The organism is Pseudomonas sp. Marseille-P9899, from assembly GCF_903166565.1.
Lineage (GTDB): Bacteria > Pseudomonadota > Gammaproteobacteria > Pseudomonadales > Pseudomonadaceae > Aquipseudomonas > Aquipseudomonas huaxiensis.
Genome location: NZ_CAESCG010000001.1, coordinates 508,516 through 526,587, shown reverse-complemented (window position 1 = coordinate 526,587; position 18,072 = coordinate 508,516). Strand labels below are relative to the sequence as shown.

Annotated in this window: 15 protein-coding genes; 4 read left to right on the top strand and 11 right to left on the bottom strand. The window is 64.2% G+C overall.

Annotated features, from left to right (window positions below; genetic code table 11):
- Positions 1–234: 234 nt before the first annotated feature.
- Genes HWV67_RS02375 through HWV67_RS02360 form a run of 4 tightly spaced genes read left to right on the top strand, consistent with a single transcriptional unit; the run spans position 235 to position 4,164 of the window.
- Positions 235–1,260 (top strand): ABC transporter substrate-binding protein, encoded by a 1,026-nt coding sequence (locus HWV67_RS02375; protein ID WP_175649747.1) that lies wholly within the window; start codon positions 235–237, stop codon positions 1,258–1,260.
- Positions 1,257–2,180, top strand: a complete 924-nt coding sequence (locus HWV67_RS02370) for an ABC transporter permease (protein WP_175649746.1) — start codon at positions 1,257–1,259, stop codon at positions 2,178–2,180. The genes HWV67_RS02375 and HWV67_RS02370 overlap by 4 nt, the downstream gene beginning before the upstream one ends.
- Before the next feature lie 6 nt (positions 2,181–2,186).
- Entirely contained in the window at positions 2,187–2,996 is an 810-nt protein-coding gene (locus HWV67_RS02365) for an ABC transporter permease (RefSeq protein ID WP_095153780.1), read from the top strand.
- A 19-nt stretch (positions 2,997–3,015) separates the two neighbouring features.
- The gene (locus HWV67_RS02360) at positions 3,016–4,164 is read left to right on the top strand and encodes an ABC transporter ATP-binding protein (protein ID WP_095153781.1); all 1,149 of its coding nucleotides are present in this window, start codon (positions 3,016–3,018) and stop codon (positions 4,162–4,164) included.
- Positions 4,165–4,401: 237 nt separating this feature from the next.
- Here the strand turns inward: HWV67_RS02360 and HWV67_RS02355 are convergent, their stop codons facing one another.
- The 11 genes from HWV67_RS02355 to HWV67_RS02305 all read right to left on the bottom strand — a co-directional run bounded on the left by HWV67_RS02355 (position 4,402) and on the right by HWV67_RS02305 (position 18,007).
- A complete protein-coding gene (locus HWV67_RS02355) occupies positions 4,402–5,403 on the bottom strand; it encodes a methionine ABC transporter ATP-binding protein (protein WP_175649745.1) in 1,002 nt (333 codons plus the stop codon).
- A gap of 134 nt (positions 5,404–5,537) precedes the next feature.
- Positions 5,538–6,314 (bottom strand): MetQ/NlpA family ABC transporter substrate-binding protein, encoded by a 777-nt coding sequence (locus tag HWV67_RS02350; protein ID WP_110970500.1) that lies wholly within the window; start codon positions 6,312–6,314, stop codon positions 5,538–5,540.
- 70 nt (positions 6,315–6,384) lie between these two features.
- A complete protein-coding gene (locus HWV67_RS02345; RefSeq protein WP_110970501.1) occupies positions 6,385–7,050 on the bottom strand; it encodes a methionine ABC transporter permease in 666 nt (221 codons plus the stop codon).
- The gene (locus tag HWV67_RS02340; protein ID WP_175649744.1) at positions 7,047–8,420 is read right to left on the bottom strand and encodes an LLM class flavin-dependent oxidoreductase; all 1,374 of its coding nucleotides are present in this window, start codon (positions 8,418–8,420) and stop codon (positions 7,047–7,049) included. Before HWV67_RS02340 ends, HWV67_RS02345 begins: the two co-directional genes overlap by 4 nt.
- 9 nt (positions 8,421–8,429) lie before the next feature.
- Complete coding sequence (locus HWV67_RS02335; protein WP_175649743.1) at positions 8,430–9,653, bottom strand: SfnB family sulfur acquisition oxidoreductase; 1,224 nt, start codon at positions 9,651–9,653, stop codon at positions 8,430–8,432.
- A gap of 451 nt (positions 9,654–10,104) precedes the next feature.
- A complete protein-coding gene (locus tag HWV67_RS02330) occupies positions 10,105–11,100 on the bottom strand; it encodes an IS110 family transposase (protein WP_175649742.1) in 996 nt (331 codons plus the stop codon).
- 369 nt (positions 11,101–11,469) lie between these two features.
- On the bottom strand, positions 11,470–12,303 hold the full coding sequence (locus HWV67_RS02325) for an energy transducer TonB (RefSeq protein ID WP_175649741.1): 834 nt from the start codon (positions 12,301–12,303) through the stop codon (positions 11,470–11,472).
- Positions 12,304–12,305: 2 nt separating this feature from the next.
- Positions 12,306–12,749, bottom strand: a complete 444-nt coding sequence (gene tolR, locus HWV67_RS02320) for a protein TolR (RefSeq protein WP_175649740.1) — start codon at positions 12,747–12,749, stop codon at positions 12,306–12,308.
- A 13-nt stretch (positions 12,750–12,762) separates the two neighbouring features.
- Positions 12,763–13,479, bottom strand: a complete 717-nt coding sequence (gene tolQ / locus HWV67_RS02315; protein WP_175649739.1) for a protein TolQ — start codon at positions 13,477–13,479, stop codon at positions 12,763–12,765.
- Between the two features lie 78 nt (positions 13,480–13,557).
- Complete coding sequence (locus HWV67_RS02310; protein ID WP_175649738.1) at positions 13,558–15,459, bottom strand: phytase; 1,902 nt, start codon at positions 15,457–15,459, stop codon at positions 13,558–13,560.
- Positions 15,460–15,520: 61 nt separating this feature from the next.
- Positions 15,521–18,007 (bottom strand): TonB-dependent receptor, encoded by a 2,487-nt coding sequence (locus tag HWV67_RS02305; protein ID WP_256679993.1) that lies wholly within the window; start codon positions 18,005–18,007, stop codon positions 15,521–15,523.
- Positions 18,008–18,072: the final 65 nt, after the last annotated feature.

The window sequence follows — 18,072 nt, the reverse complement described above, 5'->3', positions numbered from 1 at the left end:
GCCTTATCGCTGCGGTTCAGGCGCATCCCACACCCTCGAGTGATAGCCGGTAACCCCGCACCACTTGCCAAAAGTTTGGAATACCATAATATGATATCCCGTAGACCTTAAAACCTGCAGGCCGGCACCTACAATCACAAACGGCCACTCACACTTTGTAAAAGCTGCTCCCCGAACTGATTGGCGGGCGACAGAAAGCCCGCCTCGAATAACAAAAGCAACGAGGGCGTAACCATGCTGTTTAGCAAACGTGTAACCGCAGTGCTGTCCATCAGCCTGCTGACCCTGGCTTGTCAGGCCACCCAGGCCGCCGACAGTCTGAACTTCGTCAGTTGGGGCGGCACCACCCAGGACGCGCAAAAAGCCGCCTGGGCCGAGCCCTTCAGCAAGAGCAGCAACATCAAGGTCGTGCAGGACGGCCCCACCGACTACGGCAAACTCAAAGCCATGGTCGAAAGCGGCAATGTGCAGTGGGACGTGGTCGACGTCGAAGCCGACTTCGCCCTGCGCGCCGCCAGCGAAGGCCTGCTCGAACCCCTCGACTTCAATACCATCCAGCGTGATCGCATCGACCCCCGCTTCGTTTCCGACCACGGCGTAGGCTCGTTCTTCTTCTCCTTCGTCCTCGGCTATAACGAAGGCAAGCTGGGTGCCAACAAGCCAGTGGACTGGAGCGCGCTGTTCGACACCAAGACCTACCCCGGCAAACGCGCCCTGTACAAATGGCCAAGCCCAGGCGTACTGGAACTGGCCCTGCTGGCGGACGGCGTCGCCGCCGACAAGCTCTATCCGCTGGACCTGGACCGCGCCTTCAAGAAACTCGACACCATCAAGAAAGACATCGTCTGGTGGGGCGGCGGTGCCCAGTCGCAGCAACTGCTGGCCTCCGGCGAAGCCACTCTCGGCCAGTTCTGGAACGGCCGCGTCTACGCCCTGCAACAGGACGGCGCGCCAGTGGGCGTGAGCTGGAAGCAGAACCTGGTCATGGCGGACTTCCTCGTGGTGCCCAAAGGCGCCAAGAACAAGGACGCGGCCATGAAGTTCATCGCCAACGCCGCCAGTGCCAAGGGCCAGGCCGAGTTCGCCAACCAGACCGCTTATGCGCCGGTGAACCTGGACAGCGTCAGCCTGCTCAAGCCTGACCTCGCACCGAACCTGCCCACCGCCTACGCTCAAGATCAGGTCACCCTGGATTTCGCCTACTGGGCGAAGAACGGTCCAGCCATCGCTACCCGCTGGAATGAGTGGCTGGTCAAATGAAAGTCGCCATCAACGCCTTGCAATCGGCAACCGGTGCCCCTGGCACCGGCAACAAGGGAGCGGCCATGAACCCCACGCCGTCGCTGCGCCAACGCTGGCGCGGCAGCCGCAACCTGCTACCGGCCCTGCTGTTTCTCGGGTTGTTCTTCTTCGCGCCACTGATCGGCCTGCTGCTGCGCGGCGTGCTGGAACCGGTGCCTGGGCTGGGCAACTACGAGCAACTGTTCGCCAACTCGGCCTACGCCCGGGTGCTGTTCAACACCTTCTCGGTGGCCGGTCTGGTCACCCTGATCAGCGTGTTGCTGGGCTTTCCGCTGGCCTGGGCGATCACCCTGGTGCCGCGTGGCTGGGGCCGCTGGCTGCTGAACATCGTGCTGCTGTCGATGTGGACCAGCTTGCTCGCCCGGACCTATTCCTGGCTGGTGTTGCTGCAGGCCTCGGGGGTGATCAACAAGGCGTTGATGGCAATGGGCATCATCGATGCCCCGCTGGAAATGGTGCATAACCTCACCGGCGTGGTGATCGGCATGAGCTACATCATGATCCCGTTCATCGTCCTGCCGCTACAGGCGACCATGCAGGCCATCGACCCGATGGTCCTGCAGGCCGGCTCGATCTGCGGCGCGAGTCCGTGGACCAACTTCTTCAAAGTGTTCCTGCCGCTGTGCCGCTCGGGGCTGTTCTCCGGCGCCTTGATGGTGTTCGTGATGTCCCTCGGTTATTACGTGACCCCGGCCCTGCTCGGCGGCGCGCAGAACATGATGCTGCCGGAATTCATCGTCCAGCAGGTGCAGTCGTTCCTCAACTGGGGTCTGGCCAGTGCCGCTGCGGCGTTGCTGATCGCGATCACCCTGGTGCTGTTCTATTTCTACCTGAAGCTGCAACCGGAATCCCCGGTCGGCAACAGCAACGCGAGGTAAGCGACCATGCTCCTGACCCCCAATGCCATGAGCCGGCGCCTGCGTTTCGGGCTCTACACCACCACCGGGCTGATCGCACTGTTTCTGCTGCTGCCGATCGTGTTCATCGTGCTGCTGTCGTTTGGCTCCTCGCAGTGGCTGGTATTCCCGCCGCCGGGCTGGACGCTGAAGTGGTACGGCCAGTTCTTTTCCAACGCCGAATGGATGGACGCCGCCTTCGCCAGCCTCAAGGTGGCGCTGCTGACCACGGTGGTCGCCGTGGCCCTCGGCCTGCCCACCGCGTTCGCCCTGGTGCGTGGGCGCTTCCCTGGCCGCGAAATGCTCTACGGCTTGTTCACCCTGCCGATGATCGTGCCGCTGGTGATCATCGCCGTGGCGGTGTACGCGCTGTTCCTGAAACTGGGCTACACCGGCACGCTGTTTTCCTTCGTGGTCAGCCACGTCATCGTCGCCCTGCCCTTCACCATCATTTCCATCATCAACTCGCTGAAGCTGTTCGATCAGTCGATCGAGGACGCCGCGGTGATCTGCGGCGCCTCGCGCCTGCAAGCGATCGTCAAGGTGACCTTCCCGGGGATTCGCCCGGGAATGATCGCCGGCGGCCTGTTCGCCTTCCTCGTCTCGTGGGACGAGGTGGTACTCAGCGTGATGATGGCCAGCCCGAACCTGCAGACCCTTCCCGTGAAAATGTGGACCACCCTGCGTCAGGACCTGACACCCGTGATTGCCGTCGCTTCGACGCTGCTGATCGGCCTGTCGGTACTGGTCATGGTGATCGCCGCCGCCCTGCGCCGGCGCAACGAAGTCAGCGCCTGAGCGCCCGGAGAGAACAACAATGAGTGCAGTCATCAACGATGCCGCCCAGGCCAAGACCCTCGTCAGCCTGCGCAACCTGAACAAGCACTACGGCGACTTCGCCGCAGTGGACAACATCAGCCTCGACATCCAGGACGGCGAGTTCCTCACCTTCCTCGGCTCCAGCGGCTCGGGCAAGAGCACCACGCTGTCGATGCTGGCCGGTTTCGAGACGCCGAGCAGCGGCGAGATCCTGGTCAACGGCCAGTCGCTGGTCAACGTGCCGCCGCACAAACGCGATATCGGCATGGTGTTCCAGCGTTACTCACTGTTCCCGCACCTGTCGGTGCGCGACAACATCGCCTTCCCCCTGGCGATCCGCAAGCGCAGCGCCGCCGAGCGTGACAAGCAAGTGGACGCCATGCTCAAGCTGGTGCAACTGGACAAATTCGCCCACCGCCGTCCGGCGCAATTGTCCGGTGGTCAGCAACAGCGTGTGGCGATTGCCCGGGCGCTGGTGTACGAACCGCGGATCCTGCTGATGGACGAACCCCTTGGCGCGCTGGACAAGAAACTGCGTGAAGACCTGCAGGACGAACTGCGTCAACTGCACCGTCGGCTCGGCATCACCATCGTCTACGTGACCCACGACCAGGAAGAAGCCATGCGCCTGTCCCAGCGCATCGCCATCTTCAGCCACGGCAAGATCGTCGGCCTCGGTACCGGCTACGACCTCTACCAGAACCCGCCGAATGCGTTCGTCGCCTCGTTCCTGGGCAACTCCAACTTCCTCCGGGTCAAGGCTCAGGGCAACGGCGCGGCCAGTTTCGAAGGCCAGCCGGTGGCGATGCGCCTGACCCCGGGCCTGGCGGTAGGCCAGGACGTGCTGCTGATGGTCCGCCCGGAAAAAGCCCTGGCCCTGAGCCGCGAACAGGCCGCCACCGAGGCGCTGCCGGCGGGCTGGAACGAAGTCACGGCAAAGGTTGGCGAAGTGCTGTTCCTCGGCGAAAGCCAGACCTGCAGCGTGGTGACTACAGGCGGCACTGCCATGACCGTGAAAGCGCTGTCGGCGGCAGGCATGTCGATGAAACCGGGGGATGAAGTGAAAGTGCGCTGGGCGGTGGCGGATGCCTGTGTGTACACCGAGTGGCAGGAGAGTGATTTGAACAAGGCGGCGGGGGCGCATTGATGCCCTGATCGCTGGACACCCAAAAAAAACCCGGCGCATGGCCTAATGCCAGTCAGTTAGCGTTTTGGCGCCTATGTTGGGGCTGCTTTGCAGCCCTTCGCGAGCAAGCTCGCTCCCACAGGATCCTGGCCAAGGTGCAGATTATGTGGGCGAGCTTCCTGAAGCGGCAAAGCGGCCCCATGGCTAACTGACTGGCATTAGCGCATGGCCGGTATTTTATTGGTTTGGCGAGTTGGCTCACTGAATTCGCTCCACCCGGTCCGCCAGCCCCTGACTGTTTCCAGATGCACCTTGCCCACCGCCACCCGCAACCGCCCCAGCGCCGCCCTGAATCCGCTCCACCCCGCCCTGCACCAGGCGCAGCCCCGGCAACGCCGCCGACAACGCCGCAAGATCCGGCTCCAGCCCGCGCTCACCGGTGTAATGCAGATCCAGCAACACCTCGCCCTCGGCGCTCCGTGCGCTGTCTTCGACGTGCTCGGAACCGGCCAGCAGAATCCGGCTGACTTCATGCTTCGGATCACCGAACACCCGCCACACCTCGCCCTGCTCCACCACCTGCCCGCGCTCCAGTACCGCCACGCGGTGACAGAGGTCGCGGATCACTTCCATCTCATGGGTGATGAGCACGATGGTCAGGCCCAGGCGCCGGTTGATGTCGCGCAGCAGTTGCAGGATTGCCTGGGTGCTTTCCGGGTCGAGCGCCGAAGTGGCTTCGTCGCACAGCAGAATCTGTGGTTCCAGCACCAGCGCGCGGGCGATACCGACCCGCTGTTTCTGCCCGCCGGACAACTGCGCCGGGTAGGCATCGCGGCGCTCGACCAGACCCACCAGTTGCAGCAGCTCATCGACCCGACGTAGCCGTTCCGCCGCCGCCACACCGGCCATGCGCAGTGGCAGTTCGATGTTCTCGGCGACGGTGCGGGTGGCCATCAGGTTGAAGTGCTGGAAGATCATCGCCACTTGCCGGCGCAGCGGGCGCAGTTGTGTGGTGCTCAAGGCCGCGATGTCCTGGCCGTTGATCAACACCTGGCCTGCGCTGGGGGTTTCGAGGCGGTTGATCAGGCGCAGCAGCGAGGACTTGCCGGCGCCGCTGCGGCCGATGATGCCGAAGATTTCACCGCGCTGGACCTGCAGGTCGATGTCCTGGAGGGCGGTGAGATTGCCGTAACGTTTGCCGATCCCGCGTAGTTGCAGAGGAATGACGGAGGCGAGGATTTCCGGGGAGAAGCGGGTCACGATCTGAACACCCTGGTTGGTTGAACGCTATGGGCCGCTGTGTGATCCATCGCGAGCAAGCTCGCTCCTACAGTTCAAATACGCCCCTGTAGGAGCGAGCTTGCTCGCGATGAGCCCTCAGCAGCCCCGAAAGATCAGAAGCCCGGCGCAATCTGACCCTTGTAACGGGTCAGGATAAAGTTGCGCACTTCAGGCGAGTTCAGCGCCTTGGCGAGTTTCTGGATACCCGGGTCCTGCAGGTTGTCCGGGCGGGCCACCAGGTACTCGACGTACAGGTCCTTGCCCTTCTCGACGATCAGCGCGCTGTTGGTGTCGATCCCGGCTTCCAGGGCGTAGTTGGCAAACACGAACGCCAGGTCCACCTGGTTCACCGCACGGGCCAGCAAGGCGCCTTCAAGTTCGCGGATTTTCAGTTTCTTCGGGTTCTCGGCGATATCACGCTGGGTCGCCAGGGTGTTGCTCGGATCCTTGAGTTTGATCAGCCCGGCCTCGTGCAGCAGCACCAGGGCGCGACCGGTATTCACCGGGTCGTTGGGAATGGCCACGCTGGCGCCGTCGGGCAGGTCCTTGAGGTCCTTGATCTTGGTCGAATACGCGCCGAACGGCTCGATGTGCACGCCCACCACCGGTACCAGGTCGGTGTGGCGGGTCTTGTTGAAGTCATCGAGGAACGGCCGGTACTGGTAGTAGTTGGCGTCGAGGTTCTTCTCGGCCAATTGCAGGTTGGGCTGGATGAAGTCGGTGAAGACCTTGATGTCCAGGTCCACGCCTTCTTTGGCCAGCACCGGTTTGACGAACTCGAGGATCTCGGCATGAGGGACCGGAGTCGCGCCGACGGTAAGTTTCTCGTTGGCGTGGGCCGACAGGCTGATGATTGCGGCGGCCAGGACCGCCAGAGACTGCTTGAACATGATGTGCTCCTTTGGGATTTGGGTTGGCCGTCGTAGGGCGAACGTGGGGCCGGGTTGGGCAAAACGGTATTCAGCGGCGGGTGAAGTGCCGCACCAGGCGGTCGCCGCTCATTTGCAGGGCCTGCACCAGCAGGATCAGCAGCAGCACGGTGACCACCATCACATCGGTCTGGAAACGCTGGTAACCGAAGCGGATCGCCAGGTCGCCGAGACCGCCGCCGCCGATCACTCCGGCCATCGCGGTGTAGTCCACCAGCACGATGGCGGTCACGGTGACGGCGGCAATCAGGCCGGTACGTGATTCCGGCAACAGCGTGTAGCGGATGATCTGCCAGGTGCTGCCGCCCATGGCCTGGCTGGCTTCCACCAGCCCGCGATCGACTTCCCGCAGCGCGGTTTCCACCAGCCGGGCGAAGAACGGCGTGCAACCCACCACCAACGGCGGGATGGTGCCGCGTACCCCCAGAGAGGTGCCGGTGATCAGGGTGGTGACCGGGATCAGCACGATCAGCAGGATGATGAACGGCAGCGAACGCAACACGTTCGCCACCAGCGACAGGCAGCGGTACAACAGCGGGCTGGACAACAACTGACGCTGCCCGGTGAGGTACAGCAGCACCCCCAGCGGCAGCCCGAGCAGCACGGTGAAGGCCAGCGCCGCGCCGAGCATGCTCAGGGTTTCCAGGCTGGCCTCGCCGACCTCGCCCCAGTTCAGGTTGACCAGCAGCTCGTTCATTTGCCGGACTCCCGACGCAGCGCAGCAACCGGATGCGGCGCGCGCAGGCGGTCACCCTGGCCGAACAGCTTGTTGCGCAAGGTGCCTTCGGCGTACTCGCGCTTGAACAGGCCGCGGGCCTGCAACTCCGGCACCAGCAGATCGACCACGGCGACGAAGGTTTCCGGGGCGACCACACTGGCCAGGTTGAAACCATCGACACCGGTTGCCTCGACCCACTCCTGCAACTGGTCGGCGACGGTCTGCGCCGAGCCCACCAACACCGGGCCGTCGCCGCCGATGGCGCAGTAATCGGCGATTTCGGCGGTGGTCCAGGTGCGCGTCGGGTCGGCACGGGTGAAGGCTTCCACCGCCGACTGGATGGCGTCGCTCGGCACTTCGCGCAGCACCTGCTCCGGGTCGTACTGGGCGAAGTCGATACCGGTCCAGCCCGACATCAGGGTCAGCGCGCCCGTGGCGCTGGCGTACTCACGGTACTCGCGCAGGCGGGCCAGGGCCGCCTCGTCGGTCTCGGCGACGATCACCGTGAGCTGTTCGAGGATGACGATATCGTCCGCCGCACGCCCGGCGGCCACTGCGGCAGCGCGGAATTCGTCCACCTGTTTCTTCAGCACCGCCTTGCTTGGCGCGGCGACGAACACGCATTCGGCATTGGCCGCAGCGAAGGTCCGGCCACGGCTCGATGCGCCGGCCTGGTAGAGCACCGGGGTGCGCTGCGGCGACGGCTCGCAGAGGTGGAAACCCGGCACCTTGAAGTAGGTGCCGTCATGGTCGATGCCGTGGACCTTGGCCGGGTCGGCATACACGCCGCTGTCGCGGTCGGCACGCACGGCGTCCTCTTCCCAACTGTTTTCCCACAGCTTGTAGCAGACCTGCAGGTATTCCTCGGCCAGCGCATAACGCTGGTCGTGGGAGAGCTGCTCGCGCTGGCCGAGGTTGCGTGCGCCACTGCTCAGGTACGAGGTGACGATGTTCCAGCCGGCGCGGCCCTGGGTCAGGTGATCGAGGGTGGACATGCGCCGGGCGAACGGAAACGGGTGCTCGAACGAGACCGAGGCGGTCACGCCAAAACCCAGGTGTTTGGTGGCCGCAGCCATCGCCGGCACCAGTTGCAGCGGGTCATTGACCGGCACCTGGGCGCCGCTGCTCAGGGCCGCGTCGGCGCTGCTGCCATAGACGTCATAGACCCCCAGCACATCGGCGATGAACAGGCCGTCGATGCGGCCGCGCTCCAGGGTTTTCGCCAGCTCGACCCAGTAATGGATATCGGTATAGCGCCGCGACTGGTCGCGGGGGTGCCGCCAAAGGCCGGGCGACAAGTGCCCGACGGTGTTCATGGCGAAGGCGTTGAGACGAATCTGCTTGGACATGGGCGGACCTCAGTTCCAGTCGTGACGCGGCGGCTTGATGCCGTTCAGCGCCCAGTTGCCGACCAGGTGGTACTTCCAGCGCACCGGGTCGTGCAGGGTGTGCACCCGGGCGTTGCGCCAATGGCGGTCGAAATTGTGTTTGGCCAGCGACGAGCGCGTGCCGCCCAGTTCGAACAGACGGTTGGTGGCTTCGATGGCGGCTTCGGTGGTCAGCACCTTGGCCTTGGCCACGGCCACCGAGGCGGCAGCGACATTGTCTTCGTCCGGCGCCGGCTTGGCCGCGTCGAGCACCCAGCCGGCCCGTTCCAGCAGCGCTTCGGCGGCTTCCTGGCGGATCTCCAGCGAGCCGACCTGAATGATGGTCAGCGGATCATCGCCAGCCTTTTCCACCTGGGCATCGACCCACGGACGGGCGTGTTCGCGGACGAAGGCGATGGTGTCGTCCAGCGCAGCGCGGCCAATGCCGGCGTCGATGGCGGCGGTGGTCAACTGGGCGAACGGGCCGGCCAGGGTCGGGCTTTCGTAGGAGCGGTAGCTGGCGAACAGATGGAAGGCCGGCACCCGCAGGCCGTCGGCGATCACCGTGCCGCTGGAGGTAGTGCGCTGGCCGACGCTGTCCCAGTCATCCACCACCACCAGCCCCGGCGTGCCGCGCTGAACGAAGGCCAGTTGCCCGCGGTCTTGTTCGTCGAGGGCCAGCACGCCGATCCAGTGGGCGTAGAGCGAGCCGGTGCAGTAGCCCTTGCGCCCGTCGATGCGGTAGCCATCGCCTTCCGCGACCAGGCGGGTGCGGATGTCCTGTACGGTCTTGCCACCGGTTTCCGACAACGCATTGGCGAAGCGATGCCCCTTGAGCACCAGGTCGAAGAAGAAGCGCTTCTGCTCCTCGCTGCCTTGCAGGCGGATGTCTTCCAGCAGGCAGTAATGGTTCTGCGGGATCTGGCCGAGGGACGGGTCGGCGGCGGAGACAATGGCGATCACCTTGGCCAGTGTTGCGAAGGACACCTCGGCACCGCCGTAGGTGCGCGGCACGGTAATGCCCCACAGCCCGCTGTTGGAAAAGGCATCGACCACATCGGCCGGCACCTGCCGCGTGCGGTCACGCTCGGAGGCGCCTTCGCGCAGCAGCGCGGCGATACGGTGGGCGACGGCGATGGCTTCGGCGTCGTCGCGGATAAGGTGCGCATCCGGCTGGCGGATGTCGTAGTGGGCAGAAACGGCAGGTGTGGACATGAATGTTCCTTGATCCTGATTACATGGATGCAAGGGCTAGAGCACAAGCCATGCCAACGGCATAAAGCCTTTATTTTCAGATGGTTAGGAAAATTTCAAGGCGATGGGAATGGGCTGTTGGGCAGCAAAGTGTTGGGCGGGTGTTGGTGGGTGAACAGTTGAGTGGGGAACATCTCAAGAATCTGGGCGGCGATGGGCAGGGGTGCATGTCGGTGTTTTTGCGGCGCCCTTAAGATCGAGCGCCGCCCGCGCGGCGCATCGCGAGCAAGCTCGCTCATTGGTTGCAACGCGCCATAGCCTGTGGGATTGGCGTTGCCAGCCTTGGTGCATGGCTGGAGAGTACAGGGCGGCTGAGGCACCACCCTCGAAATCGAGTCGTACAAACAAGGCGGTCAACCATGGCCTGACAGGCATGGGTACGTTGCAACCGATGTAGATACTCTGTTCGCGGTCAAGCTTTCAGCAGGTGCTTTTCGCTAAAAAGCTTGGCCGTGTCGAAGGGTTCTCCGCTTCTCATACAGGCCCATATGCCCGTCAAATATTTCCGCATGACAGCCGCAATTGCCTGCATTTTCTTCTTCCCCCTTCCCAGTAATACGTCGTAGAAACCCTTCGCATATGGGTCGAAACGTACAGCGGACATCGCGGGCATGAAGAGCGCCGAGCGCAAATAGATGTTGCCAGCCTTTCCCAAACGCCCCGGCTTGTTCACGCTGGTTCCTGACTGGGTCAGTCGCACATCAAGCCCCGCGTGGCGACTCACCTGCGAGGACTTCAGGGTATCGGGAAGAGTTGTCAGCTCCGCCAAAATTGAGATCAGCGAGACCTCGGCAATGCCTGGTGCAGCAAGAATTGCTTTGGCGACATGTTGAAGTCTCTGGTCGGATTCGATCTGCTCAATCGCCGCTTTACGTATGCGCTCAATGCGGCGGTCAAATGCTGTGATCTCGTCTTTCAAATCCTCAACAATCAAATCAACCTGCTCTTTGGACGCCGTGTAGGCGTGCAACTGATTCTTCGCACGGGTTCGTGCGGCAACCAGCCGATTGGCGTGTCGCCCCAGAGTTCTCAAACTCAACTGAGTAGCCGTCGGTGGAGTCCACAGACGAGGTCGCATCCGCTCTCCGTACTGAGCCAAAAGACGCGCATCAACCTGATCGGTCTTGTTGTGCTCAAGCATGCCTTTGGCGAAGTGGTGGCTACTTTTGGGGTTGATCACCGACACGGGTAGTCCGGCTTCAGCCAAGGCCAAGGCGAGATCCAGGTAATAAATCCCGGTGGCCTCCAAAACGACACGATCGGGATTGCACTTGCTCAGTAACGCAACGGCCTGCTGATGTCCCTTGGCTGTTTGTTCGATGATCTTGGTGGTTTCGACACGATCTTCGTGAAGGATGGTCAGCACTGCAGTCCTGGCTGCAACGTCGATCCCGGCACTCCTCGACATGGTTTCGCTCTCCCGGTTTTTAAGACAGAATCTCCCAAGGTTCCCCCGACCTCGAACTTCATGCCGCTACAACCTTGTCATGCGAAGTCCGATTCGTCGGCTTCCGGATACTCTTCGTAGTGGGCAATGAGGCGGGGGGGCCTATCTACATACGAGATCGGGTGCAAAGCCCGTCTCCAGGAGCGTCCGGCCTCCCCCTTGGAACTACTTAGGTAGGCGTACCTTTCAAGAATTCAGAATCCCTTTGGGTACGCTCAGAACATACAAGGAGCGAGCTTGCTCGCGATGCGCCGCGCGGGCGGCGCTCGATTTTGAGAGCGCTGAAGGTCTCTTGGCTAGCACCATGCGGCCAATCCCAGCCCCCAACACCTACCTCACCCCCTGCTCAATACTGTAGTGAAAAGTGTTTTTCACGCCGGGCACTTCCACCGCCCGGCCATCGACCAGCCGGGGCTGGTACTTGAACGTCCTCGCCGCCTGCAGCGACGGCTGGGTGAACCACGGATGGCAACCGTCCAGCACACGGGGATCGCGGACGCGGCCCTGGGTGTCGACGGTGTAGCTGACCGTGCAATCGCCCTGCACGCCCTTGTCCAGCGCGCGCTGCGGGTAGTCCGGCGCCTGTTTGCTGAGGGGCAGGTACTGTGAACTGGCAGCAGCGGCCCGGGCGCGGTCGTCGGCGGCGCGCCGTTCAGCAGCCAGACGCTGGGTCTCCCGCGCCTCGGCGGCTTCTCGCGCCGCTTGCTCCTGTTGCACTCGCGCCTGTTCTTCACGCTGCCGGGTTTCGTCGCGACGACGTTGCTGCTCGGCGATACGCTCCTGGCGGCGCACTTCGACTTCACGCTGCTGCTCGCGCTTGAAGGCCAGTTCGGCCGCGCTGGGCGGCACCGGGGCTGGCGGCGTCAGTACTTGCGGCGGCGGTGGTGGCGGCTCGATCGCGGCAGGCTCGGGCACGGCCACCGCTGGCACCACCGCTTCAACCGGCTCAATCGGCGGCGCGGACGGCGGCAGGCTGACCAACTGGGTGGTGATCACCGCAACCACCGGCGTCGGCAAGCGCGGCGTGTAGTCATGCCCCAGCAAGACCACCGCGAGCGCCGCATGCAGGGCAACGGCAATGCCTGCGGCGCCGACATGGCCGCGCCAGCGCGGCAGGTTGAAGGACGGCGCGCTGACCGGCAGCGCAAGGCTCAGGCTGCTCATGCTCAAGGCTCCTCGGTGATCAGCCCGAGGCTGGTCACACCCCCGCGCTGCAATTCGGCAATGCCCGCCACCACCCGGCCATAGTCGGCACCATGGTCGGCGCGTACATAAACCTGGGTATCGCCGCGCAGGGCAATGATCTGGCCGACCTTGTCGCGCATTTCCTCAAGGCTCACGGCGCTGTCACTCTGGCCCTCGATCTTCAGGTCGGGGCCAATGTTCCAGTAGAAGCTGCCGTCGTTTTTCACCGAGAGGGTCAGCACTTGTCGCTCGCTGTCGGCCGGCAGCGCCTGGGCGGCGACCTTGGGCAGATCAAGCTTGACGCCCTGCACCAGCATCGGCGCGGTGACCATGAAAATCACCAGCAGAACCAGCATCACGTCGATATAGGGCACTACGTTCATTTCCGCCTTGGCGGCGTGTTTGCGCTGGGGTTTGACCAACATGGGGACGCTCCTTTCAGGCCACCGCGGCGATGTTCGCGGTGCAGTGCAGGCGTTTGTGCAAACGCGCCTGCAATTCGTTGGCAAAGCTGTACTGACGCGCGCTGAGAGTCTGGCCGCGGGCGCTGAAGCGGTTGTAGGCCATCACTGCCGGAATCGCCGCGAACAGGCCGATGGCGGTGGCGATCAGCGCTTCGGCAATGCCGGGCGCCACGGTGTTGAGGGTCGCCTGCTGCACCTGGGACAAGCCAAGGAAGGCATTCATGATTCCCCACACCGTGCCGAACAGGCCGATATACGGGCTCACCGAACCGACGGTGGCGAGAAACGCCAGGCCCTTGTCGAGGCGTTCGTCCTGCTCGGCAAGCGCCACGTACAGGCTGCGCTCGACCCCTTCGAGCACGCTGTCGCTGGCGATCTGCGGCTGGCGCTGCAATTGCGAGAAAGCCTGGTAGCCATCGACGAAGATCCGCTGCAACGGCGTTTCCTCTTCGCCATCGCTGCCCTTGGTCTGGCTTTCGCGGTACAGCAGGGCCAGGTCGCCACTGGCGCGGAAACGCTGGAGAAATGCGTCGGACTGCCGCTCGCTGCGGCGCAGGCTGACCCCGCGCTGGACGATCAGGTACCAGCTCAGCAATGAGGCCAGCACCAGGCACAGCATCACGGCCTGCACCACCAGGCTGGCGTCGCTGACCAGGCCCCAGATGCTCATGTGTTCGGTTGCAGCTTGCATGTCTTGCTCCTTGGCCCCGCGTCGGCGGGGCGATCACTCGATTTGATGTCCGGCGTGTTACCGGCTGATGACAGGCGCTCAGTCGAGCTTCAGGGCCTCGGCAACCTGGCTCCAGCCGATGTACTTGAAGTTCTGCCGCCCCTCGGGCATGCGCTTGCGCCCGTCCTGCACCACCAGCAGCCCTTGGCTCCAGGGGCCGCCGAGGTTGGCCGAGGTCAGGTCGAGGCCGTCAGTCTGCGAGGCGCCGTCGATGCCGAGCCCGGCATTGAGGCCGATGCTGAAGGCCCCGCGCAGGCGGTACGGCGGACTGGCTTCGACCACCACATAGCGGTCGTTGCCCTGGCTGGAAATCATCAGGTAGTCGCGCTGCTTGCCCTGATAGAAGCCCAGCCCTTCGATATCGGCCTTGATCGGGCCGCCAACGCCGATCACTTTTTCCAGCGTGGCGGGCGCGTCGGCGCGGGCGTCCAGGGCCCAGACCGCCTTGTCTTCTTCGCCGATAAACAGGCGCTGGCCACGGTCGTCGGCGACACAGCCTTCCGGTTGCGAAGCGGTGGCGAAACGGCGCACCAGCTCACCGCGCAACTCGCCCGCCGGGGCACTCAGGCGGTACTGGAGGAAACTGCCGTCCTTGTCGTTGGCGATGGCGTACAGGGCGCCGTCGCTGTCCTTGAGCATGCACAGGCCGTAGATGTCCTTGAGCGGCGTGGCGACCTCGCCGAGCACGCTGACCTCGCCGGTCTTCGGTTCGATGGCGAAGACGTGCAGGCTGTTGTTGTCGCGGTTGCTGGCCACCGCCAGATCGACCTCGCGGTCACCCAGGTGGAAGCCGTTGCGCACATCGACGTTGTTTACCCGGCCGATACGCAAGTCCTGCAACTGCCGGCCTTGCAGGTCATAGACCAGCAACCCGCCCTTCTTGTCGGTGCCCAGCACCCGGCTGAGTGCCGGGTCGGCGGCGTTGACCCAGATCGCCGGGTCATCGGCGGCGTCGCCAAAGCTCGGCACCGGCTCGGTCTGCACCTGCGCCGGCAATACCGGGATGGCTAGCGCTGGCGTGACGGCCGGCAGGCTCCAGTCGAGGCGCGCACGGCGCTGGCCTTGGTCATCGACGATCAGCAGTTCCAGGCCCTTGGCGTCAGGCCGCACGCTTAGTTGCTCGGGCGCTTTCAGTTCTGCCAGCGGCAGCACCGCGTCGGCCTGCCAGGTGATGCCGGTCTGGCGGTACAGGTGCAGGGTCGCGCTCACCGGGTCCAGCGCCAGCAGGCCGCCCGGCACCAGGGCCATGCCGGCGCTGCGCTTGCCGATCCCGCCGAAGGGCGCGCGCAGGTCCACCGGGCGGCGCTGCAACGGCGCTTCGGCGGCGGCGCCATAGCGCCACAGGCCGAGGTTTTCTTCGTTGACGTAGAGGCTGTCGCTGGCGTCGTCGCTCTGGCAGTACTCGCTCAGCGGCGGCAGGCTCAGGCCACGCACGCGCTGCGCAGCCGCCAGCGGCTGGTCATCGCTCGCCACCAGCCACTGCTCGCCGACGCCCTCGGCACCGAGCAGGAAGACGAAGCTGTTGCGCGCGCTGTCGCGGTACAGGCACAGGCCCTCGATGGCGAAATCGCGCTTGGGCAGGTACAGCGGCGTGCTCCAGCCCTTGTCGCGCTGAAGCCGGACCAGCAACGCCTGCTGGCGTTTGCTGTCGAAGCTGGCGACCAGCAGGCCGTTATCGACCAGGCGCTGGTCGAGGCCCTTGAAGCGGCCGTCCAGTTGGCTCAGCACCTGGCCGTCGGCTTTCAGCAGTTGCAGGCCGTGCTTGCCGGCCACAAGGCGGTCGGCACCGGGCCAGAACGCATCGTTGGCTAGCAGCCGGGCATTTTCCGGACTGCCGGGCAGGCGCTCGCCGAGGGTCAGCGCCGGTTGCGCCGAGGCCTGGGCCACGGCCATGGCGAGCACCAGGCCACTCAGCAGGGTGTAGGGTCGTGCGTTGAACATGTGCGGTTCTCATGGGCAGCCCGCACCACTGCCCGCCAGGGCTGCGGCGCGGGCGAAGCGGTCAGAAGTGGGTCAGGGTCAGGCCGAGCTTGTAGGTCGGGCCGTACTCTTCGTACTGGGAGTTGAACGAGCGGCGTCCGGTGTAGGTGTAATAGGACTCGTCGGTGATGTTCTGCGCTTCGAAGGTCAGTTGCAGGTCCGGGGTGATGAAGTAGCCGGCCTTGAAGTCGACGAACAATTGGTCGTCGGCATACAGGTCGTGGGCCTTGTCATCCGCGGCAGCCACTTCGGCCAGGAAGCTGGATTTGTAGTTGGCCGCGAGGCGCAGACTGAGCTTGTCGTCTTCCCAGCCGAGGGTCAGGTTGCCGACGGTGTTGGACTGGTTCGGCAGGTCGATGCGCCGGGTCAGGCCCTGGCCCTCGATCTCGGCGCGGGACTTGCTCAAGGTCAGGTTGCTGCCCAGCAGCAGGCCGTTCCACGGCGCCGGCAGCAAGTCGAATTTCTGCGAGTAGGCCAGTTCAAGACCGTAGAGTTTTGCGCTCTGGCCGTTGGCGAAGGTCTTGGCTTCGTCGAAGTCGACCCATTCGCCGCTGCCGGCGAGGTCGGTGCTGTAGACGAAGTTGTCGATGTCTTTGTAGAACACATACGCCGAGAGCACGCCGGCGCGGCCCAGGTAATGCTCGATGCCAAGATCGAGGTTCATCGACTCCAGCGGTTTGAGGTCCGGGTTGCCGAAGCTCGCCTCGCCTTCGCTGTCATCGATCATGAAGCCCGGCGCCAACTGGCCGAAGGTCGGGCGTACCACGCTGTGGGTCCAGGCCGCGCGCAATTGGGTCTGCGGGGTGAACTGGTAGCGGGCGTGCAGCCCCGGCAGCCAGTGGTCGTAGCGCTTGCGGCTTTGCGTCGGGCTGTATTCGCCGTCGCGCAGGCCGGTGCCCTTGGCCTCGAACTCGGTGCCTTCGTAGCGGACCCCGGCGATGAAACGCCAGGCGTCCACATCGAGGGTGTTCATCAGGTAGGCGGCGTTGATGTCTTCGCTCATCTGGAAATCGTTGATGCGCGATTCTTCTTCGTCGTAGAAGGCGTTGCGGTCGAGGCCGCCGATCAGATCCTTGATCGCGCCCGCGCTGATGCCGTTGCCGAAGTTGCCGAGGGCGTAATCGACCTTGCCGCTCTGGAAGCCGTCGAGGCTGAGGTCGTCGAAGTCGTCGTAGACCCAGACGTCGGTGTTGCTGCGCTTGTCGCGGCGGCTGGCCTTGGCGCCGAACTTGACCTGGGCGCTGTTGCCGCTCAGTTCGTAGTCGCGGACGAGGTCCAGGCGGATGTTCTTTTCCTCGTCGCTGGAGTTGGCTTTTTCCCACTCCACCTTGTCGAGGTTGAACGACTGCGGGTCGTAGAACGCCGAACCGGTGCTCAGGCGCGGCTTGCGCGTGCCGTCGAAGCCGACGTCAGCGAAGTCGCCTTCGAACTTGGCGTTGGCGATGCCGCCCGGATCGTTCTCGCTGGACTTGCTGTAGCCGACCTGGCCGCTGAGGGTCCAGGCATCGATCAGGCGTTCGCCGCCGAACACGTAGGACTGGATTTCCTGGGTGTCTTCACGGGACTTCAGCGAGCGCCAGCCTTCGCCGTCACCGCGCTCGCCGGACACTTGCGCATCTTCGAATTCGATGCCGGCGGCGTTGCGCGTCTCAGTGTCCTTGAAGCGGCTGTAGAGGGTGCGCAGGTAATAGCTGGAGAAATCGTCCGGCCGGTAATCGAAGTTGAGCCCGGCACCGGTGCGTTCGCGGCGGATGCGGTAGTCACGCTGCTCGGCGTCCTCAAGACGCGGCTGGCCGTCTTCGAAGTCCCAGGCGCCGCCGGTTTCGACGTTGTCCGAGCCGAAATCGCGCTGCTGCCAACTGAAGGCTGCGGCCACGCCGAAGTTGTCGATGCCGTCGCCAAGGCTGAATTTGTTGCTGAAGGCGCCGGAGAATTTCGGGCTGTCCTGACTGGTATTCTTGTCGTGGCTGGCTTCGCCGCTGAGGGTGTAGAACAGCCCCGGATGGTCGTAGGCCGAGAGGCTTTCCACCTCAATGGTGCCGCCGAGCGAGTTGGCGTCCATGTCCGGGGTCAGGGTCTTGACCACCGACAGTGACTGCACCAACTCGGTGGGCAGCACATCCAGCGCCACGGCGCGGCGATCACCCTCCGGGGCCGGCAGCAGGGTGCCGTTGATGGTCACGCTGTTGAGGTCAGGGCCGATGCCCCGCACGCTGACGAAGCGGCCTTCGCCCTGGTCGCGCTCCACCGACAGGCCGGGAATACGCTGCAAGGCTTCGGCGGCGTTGTCGTCGGGCAACTGGCCGACGGCGTCGGCGTGGACCACGCTGCGCACGGTGTCGGAGGCTTTCTGCTCCTTGAGCGCCTGGTCCATGCTGGCGGCCTGACCGACCACATTGACGTGCTCGACCTTGTCTTCGGCGAAGGCCGGCAGGCTGGCGCCGATGGCCAGGCTCAACAGGCTGATCTTGAATCGCCGACGGTTGTCTGCGGGCTTGACGGTAACCACGATAACGCTCCCCCTGAAGTCCATCCGCCACGTCGGGGCGGAAACTGCAGGGCACGCTAGGGGTG